Consider the following 21,851-nt stretch of genomic DNA (forward strand, 5'->3'; position numbering starts at 1 on the left):
ACGCTGTTCTTGAGCGTGTTGATCTCGCCCGTGTTGCCGGCGATGTCGGTCGTGTTCTGCGTCACGCGGTCGCCCAGGGCGCCGATCGCGTTCGTATTGCCGGCCACGCTCTGGTTGGTCGCGTTCAGCTGCGACATGTTCACCGCGTCGTTATCGGCGACGCCGGCCGTGACGTTCTTCAGCGTGCGGGTGTTGCCGTCCTTGTCGGCGAAGTCCACCGCCACGCCGTCRGTGGCCTTGCCCACCGTCAGGTCGGCACCGGCTGCAGCTTGCTGCACCAGGCCCACCTTGCCGTCGGCCAGATCGTTCGTGATGCCGTCGATCGCGCTCTTGTTCTGCGTCACGCGGCCGTCGATGTTGGTGATGGCGTCACCCACGTTGTTGACCGGCGTGCCGTTCACGCTGTAGCTCGGCGCCGAGATCGCGCCGGTGGTTGCGTTGTAGGTCGCGCCGCCGCCCAGGGCTGCGGCCGTAGCGGCACCGGTAGCATCGGATTTCGCAGCTTCGGATTGCAGTTGGCTGACGTTGACGGCGTCCGTGGCCGCGGCACCGGCGGCGACGTTCGTGACGCGGCGTTCATTGCCTGCCGAGCCGACCGAGACTTCGCCCTTGGCAGCCGATGCCGTGCCCGACAGGCCCGTCGAACCGGGGTTGTAGCCCGTGGCGCCCAGATCGGCGGTCGTGGTCGAACCCGCGCCGAGGGCGACGGAGTTGGCGGCCGTCGCGTTGGCCGACGCGCCGATCGCAATGGCGCTGGCTGCGGCCGCATTCGCAGCACGGCCCATGACTACGGCGTCAGCCGCGCCAGTCGCGGTCGCATTGGCGCCGAGCACAATCGCGGAAGCGGACGTTCGAACTTGGGATGATTGGCCGATGGCGATAGCGTTTGTCGACGCAGCGTCGGTAGCCACAGTCGTTACGCCGTTGCCCTGAATCGCTATCGAGCCGGCACCCGCCGCCTCGACCTGGTTGCCGATTGCCGTGGAATTGACCCCCGAGGCCTTGGTCTCAAAGCCAACCGCCGTGCCATCTTGGGCCGTAGCGGTCGACGAGGGGCCAACGGAGACAGCGTTCGTGGCTGAGGCGTTGCCACCATCAGTCGAGCCCGCCATCGCCCCAAAGGCCGCACCGGCCATCATGATCGCCACAAGAGCCTTCCGGCTGCTCGACTTCTTCCCTCGCCCCTTGGCGACTTCACTCGCCGCAACAAAAGTTCCCGTCTTCTCGCACCAAACGCTCTTGAATGACTTGTTCATGGAAATTAACACCCCAGTTGAAGTTGAAATAAATGCTCTGCACCGCATTTCTTCTTTCTAAAGAATTGCCGCCGAGATCAGCTCGATTCAATTGCCTTATTGATCTGCCGTCATGGGTTTATTCTGTAAGAAATTACTGCAACAACATATAAGAAAGTTCTTAAACCGATCTCACCCCAAAGGGTTTCACGCGGGGATTGAGAAAATTCTGAAATTGAATTGAAGCTCTCAAATGACGTGATTTATTTCCGCCTCTTGATATTTCCTTGCCGATCGGCTTGCCAAGGACTCGGAATTCATGATATTGACGGGCCCTTGGAGCGCATATGAGAATCGTCTCATTGGAAATGGAAACCATGCGACGAAATGATCGATATATGAACTTTTAAAAATCCTGAAAATTCTTGCCGTCAATTCAATTTCGGGCCATTGACCGAACGCGAAAACCCACCGACCTCGACCGCCGTCAAACCATTGCTTTGAGGCTGACGATCGGGCGGACGACGTCGCGCTTCGAGCACGGATCGAGGCATTCAAGAAGCCCTTGGTCACCACCGCGACCGCGGCCAGCGCCCCCGATTGGCAGAATCCCGGCATGGGAACCCTCTACCTCGTGCGCCACGGGCAGGCCAGCTTCGGCGCCGCCGACTACGACCAACTCAGCGAACTGGGCCGCAAGCAGTCGGTGCGGCTGGGCGAGTACTGGCGCGAGCGCGGCATGCGCTTCGACGCCGTGATCACCGGCACGCTGAAGCGCCATCGCCAGACTTGGGAGGGCATCGCCGAGGGCTTGGGCATCGGGCCCGAGGACGTGTTGCCCTGGCCCGGTCTCAACGAGTACGACAGCGAGGCGATCATTGCGACGGTCCATTCCGGCAAACTCGAGAAGCCCGATTCGCCGGAGATGTACCGCCACCATTTCCGCCTGCTGCGCGACGGGCTGGGCGCCTGGATGCAAGGCCGCACCGAGCCGGTCGGCATGCCGAGTTACGTCGATTTCCTGGCGGGCGTGACGACCGCGCTCGACCATGTGCGCGACAAGCACCACGGGGCCAAGGTGCTGGTGGTGTCCAGTGGCGGTCCGATCAGCACGGCCGTGGGCCATGTGCTGGGCACCAGCCCCGAGACCACGGTCGAGCTGAACCTGCGGATCCGCAACACCGCGGTGACCGAGTTCGCCTTCACGCCGAAGCGCCACATGCTGCTGACCTACAACACGCTGCCGCACCTCGACGGCCCGGCCTACGAAGGCTGGGTCACGTACTCCTGAGGACTACTTCGTCACTTCGCGCAGCCAGGCCGCGCAATCGGCCGCGGCTTCGACCGGCCAGTCGATCTTGAGCTGGGTGTCGCCACGCTGCAGTTCGATGCGGATGTGACGGCCGTCCGCCGTGCTGCCATGGACGAGCCGCGACCACCAGCCGCGGCCCGCTGGCGCGGGGGCAGCCGGGACGGCCGCGGGTGGCGTTGCAACCGGCACAGAAGCCGGCGCCACGACAGCCGCCACGGGCCGCGCAGCAGCCGCCAAGCTGGCCGGTGCCACTCTGGCCGGTGCCGCAGCCTGGATCGGCGCCGCCGCAGCCCTTGCGGGCGCGGTGGCCGCCACTGAAGGCCCGCATTCCAGCCGCGCCACCAGGTTCTGGCCGAACTCCTCCCACATCCGGTCGGCCTTGGTCTTCATGACGCTGAGCCCGAAGGTGCCGAGCCGCCCGAGCACGTCGACCTTGACCTTCATGCGCAGCTCGGTGCGGCCGTCCGGCAGCTCGGCCAGGAACAGCTCGCTCTGCTGCTTCAGCGAGCTGGCGACCGAGGCGTCCTCGCCGGTGCCTTCGCAGCGCAGGTAGTGCGGCGCCCGCTGCTCCACGATGGTCGTGCGCAGCTTGAACCTGGCACTGATGAAGGAGATCTTGACGTGGATCTGGGCGATGTACTCGACGTCGCTGACCACCTCGATCGACTTCATGCCGGGCACGCAGCTGCCCATCACCTGGGGGTCGAGCAGCATCTGCCAGACCTGCGCCGCGGGCGCGGCGACCGTCATCGTCTTTTCAATTTCCACGCATCTTCTCCGCAGCGTTCATGACGGATTCGACGATCTGCGTGTAGCCGGTGCAGCGGCACAGGTTGCCGCTCAGGCCGTGGCGCACTTCGTCGACCGTCGGGTTCGGGTTGTGGGCCAGCAGCGCGCACGACGCCATCAGGAAACCGGGGGTGCAGTAGCCGCATTGCAGGCCGCCGCATTGCATGAAGCTCTGCTGCAGCGGATGCAGCGCATCGCCGTTGCCAAGGCCCTCGACCGTCGTGATGCGGCAGCCGTCGGCCTGCACCGCCAGCGACAGGCAGGACTTGACCACCTCGCCGTCGACGATCACCGAGCAGGCGCCGCAGGTGCCGGTCTCGCAGCCGCGCTTGGTGCCGGTCAGGTGCAGATCGTCGCGCAGGAAATCCGACAGCATGCGCCGCGCCGGCACCTCCATCGATTGCGCTTCGCCGTTGACGGTGATCGCGATCAGGTGCTTGCTCATTGCTTGTCTCCATCGATGGCCAGATCGAACAGCTGGGCAATGGTGCGCCGGGCCACCACCCGCACCATGTCGCGGCGATAGTCCTCGCTGCCGCGCGAATCCGAGACCGCGAGGATGTCCGCGCTCGCGATGTCGGCCGCCTCGGCCGCCACCTCCGCAGTCACGGCCTTGCCGGCCAGGAAGGCCTCGGCGCGTGCCACGCGGGCCGGGATCGGGGTCGATGCGCCGACCACCAGCCGGGCCTCGTGGCAGCGCGCGCCGCTGCGGCGCACCGACAGCGCGACGTTGACCAGCGGCCGGTGCTCGGCCGCGGTGCGCCGGAAGCGGGTGTAGCGGCCGGCGGCGTCGGCCGAGGGCGCCGGCACGCGGATGTCGAGCACCACTTCGTCGGGCTCGATGGCTGTGACGTAGTAGTCGACCAGGAATTCCTCCATGCCCAGCACCCGCTCGCCGCGCGAGCTGGCCAGCGTGACGCGGGCGTCGAGCGCCATCAGGCAGCTGGGCGGGTCGGTGGCCGGATCGGCATAGCAGAGGTTGCCGCCGATCGTGCCCTGGTGGCGCACCTGCGGGTTCGCCACCTGCGCCGCCATCGCGGCCAGCATCGGGTAGTGCTGCTGCACCAGCGGCGAACGCGCCACGTCGCAGTGGCGTGAGAGCGCGCCGATGCGCAAGCCGTCGCGGGCGTCGAAGGAGATGCCGCGCAGTGCGTCGAGCCGGGCGATCGAGACGATGTGGGTCGGCGTCAGCATGCGCTGGCGCATCGCCAGCATCAGGGCGCTGCCGCCGGCCATCACGCGGCAGTCGTCGCCGAGCTCGGCGAGCATGCGGCTGGCCTCGTCGATCGAGGTCGGTTGCAGGAAATCGAAATCACGCATCACGCGCACCTTGCAGTTCGCGCAGGCCCGCCAGCACCTTCTCGGGCGTGATCGGCAGGTCGCGGATGCGCACGCCGATGGCGTCGTAGACCGCGTTGGCGATCGCCGGCGCGCCAGGCAGGATGGCGGTCTCGCTGGCGCCCTTGGCGCCGTAGGGGCCGTTCGGATCGTTCGACTCGACGATGCCGCCGCGCAGCATCGGCACCGCGTCGCTGGTGGCCATCGTGTAGTCGGCGAAGTTGCCGTTGGCCATGCGGCCGCCTTCGAGCTGCAGCTGCTCGTAGAGTGCCCAGCCGATCGCCTGCACGGTGGCGCCGTTGGTCTGGCCGTGGATCGCCAGCGGATTCAGCGCCTTGCCGCAGTCGTCCGAGACGAAGCTGTCGACGAGCGTGACCTGGCCGGTCTCGGTGTCGACCTCGACCTCGACCGCCTGGGCCGCGAACGAATAGGCCGGCGCGATGTTGCCGTAGACCTGGTCGTCGTGCATCTGCGTGCGCGCGTCCCAGCTGCCGCTGACCTGCAGACCTTCGCCGCCGTGGCGCCAGACGTGCAGGCGCGCCAGCATGGCCAGCGTGCAGCTGCGCTCGGGGTCGGCGATGACCCGCACCGTGCCGTCGGCGCATTCGAGCTGCTCGACCGGCCGTTCGAGCTGGGTCGCGGCCAGCGCGATCAGTTTGTCGCGGGCCATGCGCGCGGCCACGATCGCCGCGTTGCCGCCTGCGATGGTCACGCGCGAGGCCAGCGAGCCGATCGCGATCGGCGAGCTGTCGGTGTCGGGCGGCACCACGTGCGTGTGGTCCAGGGGGATGTCGAGCTCGTGCGCCACCACCTGGCTCAGCATCGTCATCGCGCCCTGACCCATGTCGGCTTCGCCGCTGTGGATGAAGACGCGGCCATCTTCGTTGACCTTGACAACCACGGTCGAGCCGTCCCAGTTGCCGATCGTGCGGTTGCCGCTGACGTGCATCGCCGCCGCCATGCCCACGCCGCGGCGGCGGGCGCCAGTGCCCTTCGGCGCGGCGCGCCTGGCTTGCCAGCCGATGGCGTCGATCGCCTGATCGATGCACTCCTTCAGGCCGGTGCTGCCGATCTGCCAGCCGTGGATCGAGGTCTCGCCGGCGCTTATCGCATTGAGCTTGTGGATCGCGACCGGATCGAGGCCGAGCTGCTCGGCCATAGTGTGGATGTGGCTGTTGAGCGCGAACAGCATCTGCGAGCCGCCGAAGCCGCGGAAGGCGCCGTGCGGCGGCGTGTGGGTGTAGACCAGCGTGGCGTGCGAGCGCACGTTCGGGTTGCGGTGCATGTTGTCGCTGCGCATCGCGCTCACGTGCATCACCTCGGCCGCGAGACCGCTGTAGGCGCCGCAGTCGGCCACGATGCGCACCTCCTTGGCGACGATCAGGCCGGCGCGGGTCATCCCGAGCTTGAGCGTGATGCGCTCGGGCACGCTCGAGGGCGCCGCCAGAAAGTCCTCGAGCCGGTTGTTGACCAGCCGCACCGGCTTGCCGGTCTTGCGCGCCAGCAGGCCGGCGATCAGGTTGTTGGCGTCTTCGACCAGCTTGCCGCCGAAGCCGCCGCCGGTGGTCGCCTGGTGCACCCGGATGCGCGAGATCGGCATCTCCAGCGCCGCCGCCAGCCGCAGCCGCGCCTGCGTCACCGACTGGGTCGAGGTCCAGACCACCAGCCGGCCATCGGGCTCGAGCGCGGCGACCGTCGCCATCGGTTCGAGGTAGCCCGGGTACTGCGCGTGCGTGGTGTAGGTGGCCTCGTGGACCAAGTCGGCCGAGGCGAAGGCGGCGTCGGCGTCGCCGCGTTCGAAGCGGATCTCGTGCGAGACGTTGTTGCGGCCCGGATGGACGCCGGGCGCCTCCTCGTCGAGCGCCTCCTCCGGCGTCAGGATCGCCGGCAGTTCCTCGTACTCGACCTGGATGTGGTCGAGCGCGTCGCGTGCGATCTCTTCGCTGGCCGCTGCCACCGCGGCGACTTCTTCGCCGGCGAACCGGACCACGCCCTCGGCCAGGATGCGGCGCTCCTTGTGATGCACGCCCCACATCGCGCGCGGTGCGTCGGCCCCGGTCAGCACCGCCTTGACGCCCGGCAGCGCCAGCGCCGCCGAGGTGTCGATCGCGACGATGCGCGCATGCGGATAGGGGCTGCGCAGCACCGCGCCGTGCAGCATGCCGGCGACCTTGAGATCGCCCGCGTACTGGGCGCGCCCCAGCACCTTGGCGCGCGCATTCACCTGCGGCACGTCCCGCCCGAGCGTGGACTGGTTGGTTCCCGACGTCATGGCGCAGCTTCTAGTCGGCCTGCACGCCCAGGTCGCGGATCACCTTGCCCATCACCTCGTAGTCGGAGGCGTTGGTCTTCCCCAGCAACTCGGGCGCGCCGCCCACCGGCAGGGCACCGAAGGTGGCGAGCTTCTCGACCACCTCGGGCGACTTCAGGATCTCGTTGAGCTGGGTGTTGAGCAGCTTGACCACTTCGGCCGGCGTTCCCTTGGGCGCGAAGAAGCCGTTCCAGGCGCCGACCACCACGTCCTTGTAGCCGGCCTCGGCCACGGTCGGCACGCTGGGCGCGAGCTTCGAGCGCTGGGCGTCGCCGATCGCCAGCGGCACCAGCCGGCCCTGCTGGATGTACTGCGTGACCGGGCCGAAAGTGACCCAGGCGGTGTCGACATGGCCTGCGACCACGTCGGTCACCGAGGGGCCCACGCCGCGGTAGGGCACATGGGTGATCTTGACGCCGGCCTCGCGGTTGAGCCACTCGCCGAGGATGTGCATCGGCGAGCCGGCGCCGGGGCTGGCATAGCTCAGCGGCTTGCCGCCCTTCACGCTCTTGATCATGTCGGGCACCGACTTGACCCCGGCGGCCGGGTTGGCGACCAGCACCAGCGGCTGCACCGCCGTCTTGATGATCGGCTCGAAGCCGTGCAGCACGTCGTAGCCCGCGCTCGGCGACAGCTTCATGACCAGCGGCGCGGTGGTGAACGGGTTCGGCGTGAACAGCAGCGTGTAGCCGTCCGCGGGCGCCCGGCCGACGAAGTTGTTGCCGAGCGCGCCGCCCGCGCCCGGCTTGTTGTCGATCACCACCGGCTGCTTGAGGCGCTGCGACAGCTTGTCGGCGAACAGCCGCGCGATGGCGTCGGTGTCGCCGCCCGGCGGATAGGACACCACGACGGTGATCGGCTTGGTCGGGTAGGCAGCGGCCGTCTGGGCCTGTGCGGCACCCAGCGTGGCGGTGAGCACGCCTGCGATGGCGGCGGTGACGAAGAGTCGGCGGGCGGATTTCATCGAGGGGGCTCCAGCAAGGGCATGGGGGGTCGGCCAGGGGTCAAACTGTTTGTTTCACATATGGATCAATCGCCCATCAGAGAAACGCACAGCCGTATTCTTCGCTTTTCTGGTTGATCGATCAACTAGGCACAATAGCGTATTGACAAATCAACCGAAATGCTCTGAACAGGTCTTTTCCTGCGTTCAATGAGACGATTCGCCCATTGCCCCTGCCGCGAGCGCACGCACCCGCCCTGACCATGGACCCCAACGAAGAACAAGAAGCCCCCCTGCCACGGACGGCTGCCGAGGGCGGATACGGGCATGACGCATCGCCCTGGGCCGGTCTGGAGGAAGGCGGCGCCAGCCTGGCGATCGACGATTTCCTGACCACCATGATGAGTCACGCCAGCAACGCGCTGCGCCGCGCCATCACCGTGCCCTACGCCGAGCAGGCCGGCCTGACGGTGTCGGAGTGGCGCATGCTGTCGGTGCTGGCCGAGGCGCGGCAGCTGCCTTTCATGGAGCTGGTGACGCGCGCCGCGGCCGACAAGGCGCAGGTGAGCCGCACGCTGCGACTGCTCGAGAGCCGGGGACTGCTGTCGCTGCACGCCGAGCAGCTGGGCGCGCGCAAGTGGCAGACCTGCCGGATCAGCCCGCTCGGCCAGGCGCTCTACGAGCAGATCATTCCGCTGGCACGCCAGCGCCAGGCCGCCGTGATCCGCCAGCTGAGCGCGGACGACCGGGTGGTGCTCTACCGCGCCCTCAAGACCCTGCGCCGCATCGGCGAGGCCGCCGCGGACGCACGCGAACCGAAGTGAGGGGTCAGGCCTGCCAGACGCCGTAGCCGGCTTCGCGCAGCGCGATGCCGAGCTCGACCTCCATCTCGCGCGCCGCTTCGTAGGGCATCGGGTTGTACATCGCGTACAGCGCCGGCAGCAGGCGCAGGCCGTGGTCGCGCACGAAGCCGTTGGCCTGGATGCCGGCCTTGTGCTTGTCGAAGCGCACGTCCGGATCGAGCCCGGTCATGCCGACATAGACGAAGGGCATGCCCAGCCGGTAGTCGGGATTGGCGCGCCGGAAGCGCGCCACGTTCCAGACCCGGTCGTCGAGTTCGACCACGTAGACGTGGTGGTGATGGCGGCTGCGCGCCTTGCGGGCCGGCTTCGCGGGGCCCGGCGCGGGTTCAGGTCTTGCGCTTGACAAGTCCGTACAGGAACAAGAGCACGATCGCCCCGACCACCGAGGCGATGAAGCCCGCGCCCTGGCCCGCCGTGTACCAGCCCATGGCCTGGCCGACGTAGGTCGCGATCAGCGAGCCGGCGATGCCGATCAGCGTGGTGATGATGAAGCCGGCCGAGTCGTCGCCCGGTTTGATCGCCCGAGCCACCAGGCCCGCGACGAAGCCGATCAGAATGGTCCAGACGATGCTCATACGAGTCCTTGGAGTTGTGGGAGTGGACGCCCCAGCCCGGCCGGCGGCGTTCGAATCGATGATAGCGGGCCGCGGCCGACATCGCCTGTCGTCCAGCGCCCGCATCCAACCGCCGGCGCTGCTATATAACCGGCAAATGCTCGAGAAGCTCCCTGACGTGATTGGCCACGCCCTGCACGGCGTGCGCGCCGGCCTGGACGAGATCGCCTTCAACACCATCGGCCTGCGTGCCGGCATGGCCTCGATCCGGGTCACCAGCCTGGCCTTCGTCGACCATGCGCCGCTTCCCGATCGCTACACGGCCGATGGCGTCGGCCGCTCGCCGCCGCTCGAATGGGTCGGCGTGCCGGCCGATGCGGCCGCGCTGGTGGTGGTGGTCGAGGACGCCGATTCGCCGACGCCTCACCCGCTGGTGCACGCCCTCGTGGTCGATCTGCCGCCCGCGGACGGCAGCCTGCACGAAGGCGCCCTGCCCAGCGTCGACAACGAAGGCGACGGCAGCCATGCCGGCCTCAACTCCTACCTCCAGGCGGCCTGGCTGCCGCCCGACCCGCCGCCCGGCCATGGCGTGCATCGCTATGCGTTCCAGGTTTTCGCGCTCGGCACGGCGCCATCGTTCTCGTCCCATCCGGGGCGCGACGAGGTGTTCGAGGCGCTGCGTGCGCATGCCATTGCCAGCGGCCTGCTGATCGGCACCTGCGAACGGCCCGACGGGTCGATCAAGCTGCCGGAATCCGCACCCGCGGGGCCGCTGGTCGCCGGCTGATCGGCAGCGGAGCAACGTTCAGGGCAGCGGCTGCGTGTAGGCCGTCGCCAGCGGCAGCCGCGAGACCTCGCCCAGCAGCGCCGCCAGCTGGGCGGCGCTGGCGTCGACCAGCGCCCGGCCCTTGTCCGCGCTCGCGGCTGCGGCGTTTCCGGCCGCGCCCGCGGGGTTGTAGTCTTCCATCGCCCAGCCGAGCTTCGCGCTGCGGCCGTTGCCGAGGATCGGGTAGTCGGCGGCGCGCTGGCGCGAGGTCGAGCCGAAGTCTCGCGCCGCGCCCATCGCCACCTGGCCGGGTGCCAGCGCCAGCATCATCGAGGTCTCCATCTCGCCGGCATGGACGCCGAAGCGGTGCTCGTCGGCGCTGAACTGCGCACCGGCGTCGCCCAGCGGCAGGTTGAACCAGCTGCTGCTGTAGACGATGAGCCCATGCGCCGCCCGCAGCTCGCGCGCCACGATGTCCATGGCGCCCGAATGCCCGCCGTGGGCGTTGAAGAGCACCAGCTTGCGCAGGCCGGCCCGCGCGACGCCGGCGCCGATCTCGCTCCAGAGCTGGATCAGCGTGGTGGAGGACAGGGTCAGCGTGCCGGGAAAGCGCGCGTGCTCGGGGCTCAGGCCGATCTGCTGGGTCGGCAGGAACAGCACCGGCAGCTCGGCCGGCAGCAGCGGCAGGGTGGCGGCGACGATGCCGTCGACCAGCGCCGAATCGACGCCCAGCGGCAGGTGCGGGCCGTGCTGTTCGGTGGCGCCCAGCGGCAGCACCGCGACCGTGGTCGCCGGATCGAGGGCGGCGAAATCGCGCGTCGTGAGCTGGGACCAGAAGCGGCTGGCAGGGGCTGTCATGCAGTGATCTTAGGGCCAGTTTCCGGCGTCGGGTTCGACGTGAACTTCAGCGCCAGGAAGTCGACCAGCGCCCGCACCCGCGCCGGCACGAAGCGGCCGCTCGGCAACAGCGCATGCAGCGGATAGGGCTCGGTGTCCCAGTCGGGCAGCAGGCGCACCAGGGCGCCCGAGGCCACGTCGCGCTGCAGGTCGAGTTCGGACTTCAGGGTGATGCCGTGCCCGGCCAGGACCCATTCGCGCGCCAGCGAGGCATCGTCGACCACCCGGTCTCCATCGACCCGGACCTCGGTCCAGTGGCCTTGGCGGGCGAAGCGCCACAGCCGCTGGCGACGGCCGCCGCGATGAAAGGTGAGGCAGTTGTGCTGCAGCAGGTCGTGCGGCGTCTGCGGCGCCGGATGGCGGCGCAGATAGGCGGGCGAGGCGCACAGCGCCGGACGGGAGTCGGCCAGCCGCCTCGCCACCAGCCGCGAGTCGGCCAGTGGCCCGTAGCGCAGCGCCAGGTCGACCTCGTCGCGCATGACGTCGAGCGGCCGGTCGCCGACCGACAGCGCCAGCTGGAGGCCCGGGTGCAGCGCCAGGAAGTCATCGAACCAGGGCAGCAGCGTGACCCGGGTCAGGTCGGAAGGGGCCGCCACCCGCACCGTGCCGACCAGCGCGCCCCGATCGGCCTGCACCAGGGATTCGCCCTCGGCCAGCAGCTCGAAGGCGCGCACCGCGTAATCGAGCAGGGTCTGGCCTTGCGGCGTCAGCCGCATGGCCCGGGTCGAGCGCTCGAACAGCCGTGCACCGAGTTGCGACTCGAGCCGCTTGAGCGTCGCGCTGGCCGCCGCCGGCGTGATGCCGAGCGCCGCGGCGGCCGCCGTGAGCGTGCCGCCGCGCGCCGTATGGACCAGCACCTGCAGGTCGGCGATATTTTCAATCTTCATTTGAAAGTGAAGCTTTCTCCAAGGCCCTTATCAATTTCCGATTGCCACTCTACATTGAGCCTGTCGCAACGATCAAGGAACTCCCATGAAAGCCGTCGGCTACCGCCAATCCCTCCCCATCGACAACCCCGCGGCGCTCGAGGACCTCGAGCTGCCGGCCCCGACGCCCGGCCCCCGCGACCTGCTGGTGCGGGTGAAGGCGATCTCGGTCAATCCGGTCGACACCAAGGTGCGCCGCAACGCGGCCCCCGAAGCCGGCCAGGCCAAGGTGCTGGGCTGGGACGCGGTCGGCACGGTCGAGGCGGTGGGCGGCGCCGTCACCCGGTTCAAGCCCGGCGACCGGGTCTACTACGCCGGCTCGATCGTCCGTCCCGGCGCCAACAGCGAGCTGCACACGGTCGACGAGCGGATCGCGGCGCTGGCGCCCAGCAGCCTCGACGACGCCCAGGCTGCGGCGCTGCCGCTGACCACCCTCACGGCCTATGAGCTGCTGTTCGATCGCCTGGGCGTGCCCCAGGGCGGCGGCGCCGGCCAGACCCTGTTGATCGTCGGCGGCGCCGGCGGCGTCGGCTCGATCCTGATCCAGCTGGCGCGCCAGCTGACCCAGCTGCGCGTGATCGCCACCGCCTCGCGCCCCGAGACCCGGGCCTGGTGCCTCGAACTCGGCGCCCATGCCGTGATCGATCATTCGAAGCCGCTGGCCGGGGAACTGAAGGCAGCCGGCTTCGGCGAGGTCGAGATGGTGGCCAGCCTGACGCAGACCGGCCAGCACTACACGCAGATCATCGAAAGCCTCCAGCCGCAGGGCCGGATGGCGGTGATCGACGACATGCCCGTTCTCGACGCCATGCCGCTCAAGACCAAGTGCATCTCGCTGCACTGGGAAATGATGTTCGCCCGTTCGCGCTTCGAGACCGCCGACATGGCGCGCCAAGGCGAATTGCTGGCCGAGGTGGCGCAGCTGGTCGATGCCGGCCGCATCCGCACCACGGCCAACGCGAGCTTCGGCGCCATCAACGCCGCCAACCTGCGCCGGGCCCACGCGCTGATCGAGAGCGGCAAGGCGCAGGGGAAGGTGGTGCTGGCGGGGTTCTAGCTACTTCTTCCTGACCCGCCAGACCGCGTTGCCGACATCGTCGGCGACCAGCAGGGCACCGCTGTTGTCGAAGGCCACGCCGACCGGGCGGCCCTGCGCCTTGTCGTCGGCGGTCAGGAAGCCGGTCAGGAAATCAACCGGCGGACCGCTGGGCCGGCCGCCGATGAAGGGCACGAAGACCACCTTGTAGCCGGCCAGCGGCTTGCGGTTCCAGGACCCGTGCTCGCCGATGAAGGCGCCGTTGGCGAACTCCACGGGCATGGCCCCCGGGCGCGAGAAGGCGATGCCGAGCGGCGCCCGGTGCGAACCCAGCGCGTAGTCGGGCACCACCGCGGCGGCGACCCGGTCCGGCCGCTGCGGGTTCACGCGGGCATCGACATAGCCGCCGTAGTAGCTCCACGGCCAGCCGTAGAAGGCACCGTCCTTGATCGAGGTCAGGTAGTCGGGCACCAGGTCGCTGCCGAGCTCGTCGCGTTCGTTGACCACCGCCCACAGCACATTGGTGTCGGGCTCCCAGGCGAGCGCCGTGGGGTTGCGCAGGCCGCTGGCGAACAGCCGCTTCTCGCCGCTCTTCAGGTCGACCTCCCAGACGGCGGCGCGCCCCTCCTCGGCCTCCATGCCGTTCTCGCCCACGTTGCTGTTGGACCCGACCGTGACATAGAGCTTGGTGCCCTCGCGGTTGGCGACCACGTGCTTGGTCCAGTGGTGGTTGATGCCCGCGGGCAGGTCGGTCACCTTGACCGGCGCCGCCGTGACCTGGGTCTGGCCGTCGGCATACGGCACCTTGACCAGCGCGTCGGCATTGGCGATGAACAGTTCGTTGCCGACCAGCACGACGCCGAAGGGCGAGTTCAGGTTCTGCATGAATACCTGCTTCAGTTCGGCGACCCCATCGTGGTCGGCATCGCGCAGCAAGGTGATGCGGTTGGCGCTCGGCACCCCGGCGCCGGCGCGCTTCATGAACAGGCCCGTGACCCACTGCTTGGTCCGTGCGACTAGCCCGCTGCCGCCGTCGTGGCTGCCTTCGGGCTTCGGCGGCTTGTTGCTCTCGACCACCAGCACGTCGCCGTTGGGCAGCGTGTAGACGGTGCGCGGATGGTCCAGCCCGCGGGCCAGCGCCGTCACCGCGAAGCCGTCGGGCGCGGTCGGGCCGGCGGTGTCGGTCCAACCCACGACCGGCGCGACATTGACGGTCGGCAGCAGGGCCTGGCGCGGTGCCGGCAGGGTCGGTGTCGGCCCGGTCTCGGCTTCCGGCGCCAGCTTGGCGGCGTCGCCGCAGGCGGCCAGCAGCAGCGCCGCCGCCGGGGCGAGCAGCGAGCGCCGCACGAAGAGAGATGGGGTGATGGGCAGGTTCATTCTGGTGCCATCCTGCCCGCCCCGCAGCGCCGCGGGTGTCGGCTGTGGGCGCTTTCGGGCGTGGGCCGGCTGCCCCGCAGCCGCGCCGCTACCATCGGGCCATGACCGACGACCTGTTCCGCTCCGATGCCTATCTGCGCGACTGCGAGGCCCTCGTGGTCGCCGCCGACGAAGGCGGCATCGTGCTCGACCGCACCGTGTTCTATCCGATGGGCGGCGGCCAGGCCGGCGACAGCGGCCGGCTGCTGCTGACCGACGGCCGCGAGATCGTGATCGTCGATACCCGCAAGGCCAAGGATGCCGACGGCAAGCCCACCGACCAGATCGTCCATGTCCCGGCCGCGGGCCAGGAGGCCCTGGTCGCCGCGCTGCAGCCCGGCGTGCGCCTCACCGCCGCGATCGACTGGGAGCGCCGCCACAAGCTGATGCGCTTCCATACCGCCACCCACCTGCTGTGCCACCTGGTGCCGCAGCCGGTCAACGGCTGCTCGATCACGCCCGACTACGCGCGGCTCGATTTCCACATGACCGACCCGCTCGACAAGGAGGCCCTGACGGCCGGCCTCGCGCGGCTGGTGGCGGCCGCCCATCCGCTGGTGGTCGGCGCCATCAGCGATGCCGAGCTCGACGCCAACCCGGCCCTGGTCAAGAGCATGAGCGTGCAGCCGCCGCGCGGCACCGGCACGGTCCGCACGATCCGCATCGGCAGCGGCGACCAGGCCATCGATTTCCAGCCCTGCGGCGGCACCCACGTGGCGAACACCGGCGAGATCGGCGCCGTGCTGGTCACCAAGATCGAGAAGAAGAGCGCCAACAGCCGGCGCGTGGTGCTGGGGTGGGGCGGATGAGCCGGAACTTCGCCTCGCGCGCCCGCTCCGACTGACGGCATGTCCCTCCTTTCCCGATTCCGCCTCGCGGCATTCCTCTGCGCCAGCCTCGCGGCCTGCCTGCCGGCCGTGGCCCAGCTGTCCGCCAGGACCGGCCCGGTCGTCACCACCCCGCACGTGCGGGCCGAGCTCGTCGCCCATGCCCCCGAGGGCGTGTCGCCCGGGGCGCCGCTCTGGGTCGGCCTGCAGATCGCGCACCAGCCCGGCTGGCACACCTACTGGAAGAACGCGGGCGACTCCGGCCTGCCGACCGAGCTGGCCTGGTCCCTGCCGGCGGGCGTTTCCAGCGGCGACATCGACTGGCCCGTGCCGCGCAAGATCCCGATCGGCAACCTGGCCAACTACGGCTACGAGAACACCGTGCTGCTGCCGGTGCCGCTCAGCGTCGGCGCCGACTTCAAGCCGCAGCCGGCGCTCACCGGCGCCGCCGAGATGGAAGTCCGGCTCAAGGCCTCCTGGCTGGTGTGCAGCAAGGAGTGCATTCCCGAAGACGGGGAATTCCTTCTCAAGCTGCCGCTGCAGGGCTCGACGGCGCTGCACAAGGCCGATTTCGATGCCGCGCTCGCCGCCCGGCCCGCCGCGCTGGCGCAGCCGGGCCGGATCGCCATCGACGGCGACAAGCTGCAGGTGCGCCTCGACGGCCTGCCCGCCGCCGCCCGAGGCAAGACCCTGGAGTTCTTCCCCGAAACCGCCGAGGTGATCCGCACCGGCGCCGTGCTGGGAAAGGACTGGACCCAGGCCTGGCAGGGCGATGCCTGGACCGCCACCGTGCCGCTGGCCGACCAGCGCAGCGCCAGCCCCGCCGTCATGCCGGTGGTGGTGGCGCTCGCCGAAGCCGATCGCCAGCCCGGCCAACCGGCCGCCTGGCGCGCCGAGGCGCCGGTGGCCGGCAGCTGGCCGAGCGTCGCGGCGCCGGCCCAGGTGTCGCCGGCCCTGACGGCCGCGCTCGCGGCCAACGCCGCGCCGCCCGCGCCGCGACCGGCACCGCCCTCGGCCGGCTTCGTCGCCGCCCTGCTCGGCGCGTTGATCGGCGGCCTGCTGCTGAACCTGATGCCCTGCGTCTTCCCGGTGCTGGCGATCAAGGTGCTGGGTTTCACGCGCCATGCCGACGACCGCCGCGCCCACCGGCTGGCTGCCCTGGCCTACACCGGCGGCGTGATCCTGTCCTTCCTGGCCCTGGGTGGCGCGATGCTCGCGTTGCGGGCCGCCGGCGCCCAGCTCGGCTGGGGCTTCCAGCTGCAGTCGCCCGCGGTGGTGGCGGCCCTGGCCGCGCTGTTCACGCTGATCGGGCTCAACCTGGCCGGCCTCTTCGAGTTCGGCCGCATGGCGCCGGCATCGATCGGGGCCGTGCAGGCCCGCCATCCGGTGGCCAACGACTTCCTGTCGGGCGCGCTGGCGGTGGTGGTCGCATCGCCCTGCACCGCGCCCTTCATGGGCGCCTCGCTGGGGTTCGCGATCGCCCTCCCCGCCGGCCAGGCGCTGCTGATGTTCGCGGTGCTCGGGCTCGGCCTGGCGCTGCCCTACCTGGCGGCCGGCTTCGTGCCCGCCGTGGCCCGGCTGCTGCCCCGGCCGGGCGCCTGGATGAACACGCTGCGCCGCCTGCTCGCGTTCCCGATGTTCGCCACCGTCGCCTGGCTGGTCTGGGTGCTGGGCCAGCAGAGCGGCATCGACGGCGCCGGCGCCCTGCTGGGCCTGCTCGTCTGCCTGGCGGCGATCGCCTGGAGCCTGACCCTGCGCGGCCGCACCCGCCTGGTGCTTGCCAGCCTGACCGTCGCCCTCACGGCCGTGCTGGCGGGCGCCATCGGCGGTCACGTCGTGCGGCCACTCGAACCGGTCGCGACGGCGGCGGGCCAGCGCTGGCAGCCCTGGTCGGCCGAGCGCGCCAGCGCCCTGGCGGCGGCCGGGCAGCCGGTGTTCATCGACTTCACGGCGGCCTGGTGCGTGACCTGCCAGTACAACAAGCGCAGCACCCTGGCCGACGCCGAGGTGCTGGCCGACTTCGATGCCCGCCGGGTGGCGCTGCTGCGCGCCGACTGGACCCGGCGCGACCCGGCCATCACCGAGGCCCTGACGGCGTTGGGCCGCAGCGGCGTGCCGGTCTACGTGCTGCAGGCGCCTGGCCGGCCGCCCGTGGTGCTGACCGAGATCCTGGGCAAGAATGAACTGCGCGAAGCACTCGCCCGGCTTTGACCCCGGGCCCTAACGGGTTGTCACATGGACATGAAGAATCCGTTCTAAGCTATCGCAGTTATTGAGTATTTATTCAGGAGTCCCAGCCGACATGTCCACATCGTCCACCTCCGGCTCTCGTTCCTACCGCGCCGCGCGCGATGCCCGCGCGGCCCTCAGCCGGGCTTCGCGGCGCGCCATCATGACCGCCGCGGTGGCGCTCGGCGCCACCTTCATGCTCAACGCCCAGGCCGCCGCGGCGCCCGCGGTCGGCCAGCCGGCACCCGATTTCGTCGCCGTCGACACCGCCGGCACCTCGCACCGCCTGTCGGATTTCGCCGGCAAGTTCGTGGTCCTCGAATGGACCAACCCGGGCTGCCCCTTCGTCGGCAAGCACTACGGCAGCGGCAACATGCCCGCCACCCAGAAGGCCGCCACCGCCAAGGGCGTGGTCTGGCTGTCCATCAACTCGACCGAGCGCGGCCACGGCGACTACCTGAAACCGGAGGCGCTGGCCGCCTGGATGAAGGCGCAATCGGGCGCCCCCACCGCGCTGCTGATGGACGAAGACGGCGTCATCGGCCGCACCTACGGCGCGCGCACCACGCCCCACATCTTCATCGTCGACCCCAAGGGGACCCTGGTCTATGCCGGGGGCATCGACAGCATTCCCTCGGCCCGCACCGAAGACATCAAGACCGCCACCAACTACGTCAACCAGGCCTTGGGCGAGGCCTTCGGAGGCAAGGCGATCAGCGCCGCCGCGACCCGCCCCTACGGCTGCTCGATCAAGTACAAGACCTGAGCCCGCGGGCCGGCCCGGCCCCCGCCCGGACTCCCCTGCGACAATCGGGGGATGCCTTTCGCCCCCCTGAAGAACGACACCTTCCTGCGCGCCTGCTGGCGCCAGGCCACCGACCACACGCCGGTCTGGTTGATGCGCCAAGCCGGACGCTACCTGCCCGAGTACCTGGCGACCCGGTCCAAGGCCGGCAGCTTCATGGGCCTGGCCACCAACGTCGACTACGCAACCGAGGTCACGCTGCAGCCGCTCGAGCGCTTTCCGCTCGATGCCGCGATCCTTTTTTCCGACATCCTGACGGTGCCCGACGCAATGGGGCTGGGCCTCTCTTTCGAGGCCGGCGAAGGCCCGCGCTTTGCGCGGCCGGTGCGCGACGAGGCCGGCATCGGGGCCCTGGCCGTCCCCGACATGGACAAGCTGCGCTACGTCTTCGACGCCGTCGCCTCGATCCGCCGCGCGCTCGACGGCCGGGTGCCGCTGATCGGTTTCTCGGGCAGCCCCTGGACCTTGGCCTGCTACATGGTCGAAGGCGCGGGATCGAGCGACTACCGGCAGGTCAAGACGCTGCTCTACAGCCGCCCCGACCTGATGCACCGGCTGCTCGCGGTCAATGCCGATGCCGTGGCCGCCTACCTCAACGCCCAGATCGACGCCGGCGCCCAGGCCGTGATGGTGTTCGACAGCTGGGGCGGCGTGCTGGCCGACGGCGCCTTCCAGGCCTTCAGCCTGGCCTACACGCAGCGCGTGCTGTCGCAGCTGCGCCGTGACGGCGCCGACGGCCGGCCGGTGCCGCGGATCGTGTTCACCAAGGGCGGCGGGCTCTGGCTCGAGGACATGCAGCCGCTGGCCTGCGAGGTGCTGGGCCTGGACTGGACCGTGAGCCTCGGGCAGGCCCGCGCGCGGGTCGGCGAAGGGCCCGGCGGCAAGGCGCTGCAGGGCAACATCGACCCCAACGTCCTGTTCGCGCAGCCGCGCCAGATCGAGGAAGAAGTGGCCAAGGTGCTGAACAGCTTCGGCCGCCCGCACAGCGATCCCGACAGCACCGGCCCGACCCACATCTTCAACCTCGGCCACGGCATCAGCCAGTTCACGCCGCCCGAGCATGTCGCGGCCCTGGTGGCGGCGGTGCATGCGCAGTCGCGGATGCTTCGTGCTTGAGCGTTTTGTTATGACTTGTAAGTACCTGAGAACGGCTGTCCGGCATTTGTCAAGCGCCAAAAGCGTAAGGAGGGACTGACTTATGCACAAAACGGCTGTTGCGGTGCGCAAAATCCGCCGAGCCGCGATCTGGCCTGCTCCTAAAGCGATAGCGAAGCTAAGTCATTGATTCATATAGGGTTTGAACTTTGCTTTTTTTCCGGGCATTCCAGCCGGAGCCTTGATTCTCAAGGGTTCGCGCGGTGTCGAGCCCTGATATCAACAAAGTTATCCACAGAAACTCTGGATGTCCCGCAAAGCACTGGAAAATCAACGACTTATGCTGTTTTGCTCAACTTCGCTTTAACAAACGTGCCTAGCCGGAAGCTGCCTTGAATTGGTGCATCGACGTCGCCGTACAAACTCCGGCGCACAGTGCACTAGGGGATGTACTTAGCTACAAAAGCCCTGTGGCTGTGGCGCCGGGCGCACTGGTGCGGGTGCCGCTGGGCCGCCGCGAGGTGCTGGGCGTGGCCTGGGCGGTGCGCAGCGCCGACGAGGACCCGGGCTCGGAGATCGAACTCAAGCCGGTGACCGGCGTGCTCGACGCGCTGCCGCCGCTCGGCGACGGCTGGCGCGACCTGGTCGCCTTCGCCGCCCGCTACTACCAGCGCTCGCTCGGCGAAATCGCGCTGGCCGCCCTGCCGCCGCAGCTGCGCGACCTGAGCGCGGTCCAGCTGGAGCGGCGACTCAAGCGCCAGGCGCCGCCGGCGGCGGCCGCCGGCGGCGGCGAAGCGGCCGCCGCCGTGGTGGCCCTCACGCCCGAGCAGACCGAGGCACTGGCCCGCTTCGAGGCCGAGCCCGGCCCCTTCCTGCTGTTCGGCAGCACCGGCAGCGGCAAGACCGAGGTCTACCTGCGCAGCGTGGCGACGCTGCTGGCCCGCGAGCCGGCGGCGCAGGCGCTGGTGATGGTGCCGGAGATCAACCTGACGCCGCAGCTCGAGGCGCGTTTCAAGGCGCGCTTCGGCGCTGACGCGGTGGTCTCCCTGCACAGCGGCATGACCAACCCCCAGCGGCTGGCGAGCTGGCTGGCGGCGCACGGCGGCGCGGCGCGCATCGTGCTCGGCACCCGGATGGCGGTGTTCGCCTCGATGCCGGCCCTGCGCCTGATCGTGGTCGACGAGGAGCACGACCCCAGCTACAAGCAGCAGGAGGGGGCGCGCTACTCGGCCCGCGACCTGGCGGTCTGGCGCGGCCGCCGCGAAGGCGCCAAGGTGATCCTCGGCTCGGCCACGCCCTCGCTCGAAAGCTGGCACCGCAGCCGGCCGGCCGAGGGCGAGGATGCCGGCGGCAGCTACCGGCGGCTGGCGATGCCCTCGCGGGTCGGCGCCGGCGCGCTGCCCGCGGTCCGGCTGGTCGACATGAACCTGCAGCCGCCCAAAACCGTGCTGTCGGGCGCGCTGCTCGACGCCATCGGCCAGCGGATCGCGCGCGGCGAACAGAGCATGGTGTTCCTGAACCGGCGCGGCTACGCGCCGGTGCTGGCCTGCGGCGACTGCGGCTGGAAGAGCGAATGCCCGCACTGCAGCGCCTTCCGGGTCTTCCACAAGATCGACCGCACGCTGCGCTGCCACCACTGCGGCTTCACCGAGCGCGTGCCGCGCGCCTGCCCGGCCTGCGGCAACCCGGACATCGCCCCGGTCGGCCGGGGCACCGAACGGCTCGAGGAGCATCTCGGCGAGCTGTTCGCGCCGGTCCGGCGCCCCGACGGCAGCGCGGTGCGCATCGCCCGCATCGATGCCGACAGCACGCGCAAGCAGGGGGCGCTCGAATCGCAGCTGGCGGCGGTCCATGCCGGTGAGGTCGACGTCCTGGTGGGGACGCAGATGATCGCCAAGGGCCACGACTTCCGCCGCATCACGCTGGTGTCGGCGATCAACCCGGACGGCGCGCTGTTCTCCAGCGATTTCCGGGCGCCCGAGCGGCTGTTCGGCCTGCTGATGCAGTCGGCCGGCCGGGCCGGCCGCGACGCCGCCTATCTGACGGCGCAGCAAAGCAGCGCCGAGATGTGGATCCAGACCCATCATCCGCAGCATCCGCTGTTCGCGGCGCTGCGTCGCCATGACTATGCGGCCTTCGCCCAAGGCGAGCTGGCGGAGCGCGCCGCCGCCGGCATGCCGCCCTTCGCCTTCCAGGCCCTGCTGCGCGCCGACGCCCGCAGCCAGGAGGCCGCGCAGGCCTTCCTGAACGCCGCCAGTGAGGCCGCCGAGGCCCTGCCCGGCGCCGACCGGGTCACGCGCTATCCGGCGGTGCCGTTGACGATCCAGCGGGTGGCGAACGTGGAGCGGGCGCAGATGCTGATCGAGAGCGGCTCACGGGCCGCCTTGCAGAAGCTGCTGGCCGGGTGGCAGCCGCTGCTGCACGGGCTGCGCCGGCAACCTGAGGGGAAGGGCGTTATCCGCTGGCTGGTGGACGTGGATCCCCAGAGTATCTGAGGCCCGGGCCGAGC

At 69.8% G+C, this 21,851-nt stretch carries 20 protein-coding genes; 9 read left to right on the plus strand and 11 right to left on the minus strand.

Features of this window, described 5'->3' with window-relative positions; genetic code table 11:
- The coding region (locus AC1DF3_RS30220) for an ESPR-type extended signal peptide-containing protein (RefSeq protein WP_478141846.1) at nt 1-1,256 on the minus strand (1,256 nt) is incomplete at its 3' end.
- 595 nt (nt 1,257-1,851) lie between these two features.
- On the opposite strand from AC1DF3_RS30220, the gene AC1DF3_RS30225 reads away from it, so the two are divergent.
- Nucleotides 1,852-2,526 carry a histidine phosphatase family protein gene (locus tag AC1DF3_RS30225; protein WP_286533793.1) on the plus strand — a complete coding sequence of 225 codons (675 nt, stop codon included), beginning with the start codon at nt 1,852-1,854 and terminating at the stop codon, nt 2,524-2,526.
- Nucleotides 2,527-2,529: 3 nt separating this feature from the next.
- Here AC1DF3_RS30225 and AC1DF3_RS30230 read toward each other — a convergent pair whose 3' ends face one another.
- From AC1DF3_RS30230 to AC1DF3_RS30250, 5 genes are read right to left on the minus strand one after another with little or no spacing between them, the layout of a single operon-like run.
- Nucleotides 2,530-3,315, minus strand: a complete 786-nt coding sequence (locus tag AC1DF3_RS30230) for a CoxG family protein (protein WP_478141847.1) — start codon at nt 3,313-3,315, stop codon at nt 2,530-2,532.
- Nucleotides 3,305-3,781, minus strand: a complete 477-nt coding sequence (locus tag AC1DF3_RS30235; RefSeq protein WP_478141848.1) for a (2Fe-2S)-binding protein — start codon at nt 3,779-3,781, stop codon at nt 3,305-3,307. Before AC1DF3_RS30235 ends, AC1DF3_RS30230 begins: the two co-directional genes overlap by 11 nt.
- Nucleotides 3,778-4,656: an FAD binding domain-containing protein gene (locus AC1DF3_RS30240; protein ID WP_286533790.1), complete on the minus strand. Its 879-nt coding sequence runs from the start codon at nt 4,654-4,656 to the stop codon at nt 3,778-3,780. The genes AC1DF3_RS30235 and AC1DF3_RS30240 overlap by 4 nt, the downstream gene beginning before the upstream one ends.
- Entirely contained in the window at nt 4,649-6,946 is a 2,298-nt protein-coding gene (locus AC1DF3_RS30245; RefSeq protein ID WP_478141849.1) for a xanthine dehydrogenase family protein molybdopterin-binding subunit, read from the minus strand. Before AC1DF3_RS30245 ends, AC1DF3_RS30240 begins: the two co-directional genes overlap by 8 nt.
- 10 nt (nt 6,947-6,956) lie before the next feature.
- Nucleotides 6,957-7,949, minus strand: coding sequence for a Bug family tripartite tricarboxylate transporter substrate binding protein (locus AC1DF3_RS30250; protein WP_478141850.1), 993 nt, complete (start codon nt 7,947-7,949; stop codon nt 6,957-6,959).
- Between the two features lie 242 nt (nt 7,950-8,191).
- Between AC1DF3_RS30250 and AC1DF3_RS30255 the strand changes: the two genes are divergently transcribed.
- Nucleotides 8,192-8,752, plus strand: a complete 561-nt coding sequence (locus AC1DF3_RS30255) for a MarR family winged helix-turn-helix transcriptional regulator (RefSeq protein ID WP_478141851.1) — start codon at nt 8,192-8,194, stop codon at nt 8,750-8,752.
- A gap of 4 nt (nt 8,753-8,756) precedes the next feature.
- Here AC1DF3_RS30255 and AC1DF3_RS30260 read toward each other — a convergent pair whose 3' ends face one another.
- Both AC1DF3_RS30260 and AC1DF3_RS30265 read right to left on the minus strand, forming a co-directional pair.
- A complete protein-coding gene (locus tag AC1DF3_RS30260; protein ID WP_286533831.1) occupies nt 8,757-9,053 on the minus strand; it encodes a hypothetical protein in 297 nt (98 codons plus the stop codon).
- Between the two features lie 64 nt (nt 9,054-9,117).
- A complete protein-coding gene (locus tag AC1DF3_RS30265; protein WP_286533785.1) occupies nt 9,118-9,366 on the minus strand; it encodes a GlsB/YeaQ/YmgE family stress response membrane protein in 249 nt (82 codons plus the stop codon).
- A gap of 136 nt (nt 9,367-9,502) precedes the next feature.
- On the opposite strand from AC1DF3_RS30265, the gene AC1DF3_RS30270 reads away from it, so the two are divergent.
- Nucleotides 9,503-10,132, plus strand: coding sequence for a YbhB/YbcL family Raf kinase inhibitor-like protein (locus AC1DF3_RS30270; protein ID WP_286533784.1), 630 nt, complete (start codon nt 9,503-9,505; stop codon nt 10,130-10,132).
- Nucleotides 10,133-10,150: 18 nt separating this feature from the next.
- Here AC1DF3_RS30270 and AC1DF3_RS30275 read toward each other — a convergent pair whose 3' ends face one another.
- Together AC1DF3_RS30275 and AC1DF3_RS30280 are read right to left on the minus strand one after the other, a co-directional pair.
- Nucleotides 10,151-10,969: a creatininase family protein gene (locus tag AC1DF3_RS30275; protein ID WP_286533783.1), complete on the minus strand. Its 819-nt coding sequence runs from the start codon at nt 10,967-10,969 to the stop codon at nt 10,151-10,153.
- Nucleotides 10,966-11,895, minus strand: a complete 930-nt coding sequence (locus AC1DF3_RS30280; protein ID WP_478141852.1) for a LysR family transcriptional regulator — start codon at nt 11,893-11,895, stop codon at nt 10,966-10,968. The genes AC1DF3_RS30275 and AC1DF3_RS30280 overlap by 4 nt, the downstream gene beginning before the upstream one ends.
- An 85-nt stretch (nt 11,896-11,980) precedes the next feature.
- Here AC1DF3_RS30280 and AC1DF3_RS30285 point away from each other — a divergent pair, with 85 nt between their 5' ends.
- Nucleotides 11,981-12,991: a zinc-binding alcohol dehydrogenase family protein gene (locus AC1DF3_RS30285; protein WP_478141853.1), complete on the plus strand. Its 1,011-nt coding sequence runs from the start codon at nt 11,981-11,983 to the stop codon at nt 12,989-12,991.
- Here AC1DF3_RS30285 and AC1DF3_RS30290 read toward each other — a convergent pair whose 3' ends face one another.
- Nucleotides 12,992-14,347, minus strand: a complete 1,356-nt coding sequence (locus AC1DF3_RS30290; RefSeq protein WP_478141854.1) for a PQQ-dependent sugar dehydrogenase — start codon at nt 14,345-14,347, stop codon at nt 12,992-12,994.
- Nucleotides 14,348-14,448: 101 nt separating this feature from the next.
- On the opposite strand from AC1DF3_RS30290, the gene AC1DF3_RS30295 reads away from it, so the two are divergent.
- From AC1DF3_RS30295 to priA, 5 genes are all read left to right on the plus strand, one after another.
- Nucleotides 14,449-15,195: an alanyl-tRNA editing protein gene (locus AC1DF3_RS30295; RefSeq protein ID WP_478141855.1), complete on the plus strand. Its 747-nt coding sequence runs from the start codon at nt 14,449-14,451 to the stop codon at nt 15,193-15,195.
- Between the two features lie 39 nt (nt 15,196-15,234).
- Nucleotides 15,235-17,424 carry a protein-disulfide reductase DsbD family protein gene (locus AC1DF3_RS30300; protein ID WP_286533778.1) on the plus strand — a complete coding sequence of 730 codons (2,190 nt, stop codon included), beginning with the start codon at nt 15,235-15,237 and terminating at the stop codon, nt 17,422-17,424.
- A 91-nt stretch (nt 17,425-17,515) separates the two neighbouring features.
- Nucleotides 17,516-18,208, plus strand: coding sequence for a redoxin domain-containing protein (locus AC1DF3_RS30305; RefSeq protein ID WP_286533777.1), 693 nt, complete (start codon nt 17,516-17,518; stop codon nt 18,206-18,208).
- A 51-nt stretch (nt 18,209-18,259) separates the two neighbouring features.
- Nucleotides 18,260-19,363 carry a uroporphyrinogen decarboxylase gene (gene hemE / locus AC1DF3_RS30310; RefSeq protein ID WP_286533776.1) on the plus strand — a complete coding sequence of 368 codons (1,104 nt, stop codon included), beginning with the start codon at nt 18,260-18,262 and terminating at the stop codon, nt 19,361-19,363.
- Nucleotides 19,364-19,734: 371 nt separating this feature from the next.
- Nucleotides 19,735-21,837, plus strand: coding sequence for a replication restart helicase PriA (gene priA, locus AC1DF3_RS30315; protein ID WP_478141856.1), 2,103 nt, complete (start codon nt 19,735-19,737; stop codon nt 21,835-21,837).
- The last annotated feature ends 14 nt before the right edge of the window (nt 21,838-21,851 follow it).

It is taken from the genome of Variovorax sp. 10N432 (genome assembly GCF_056394465.1).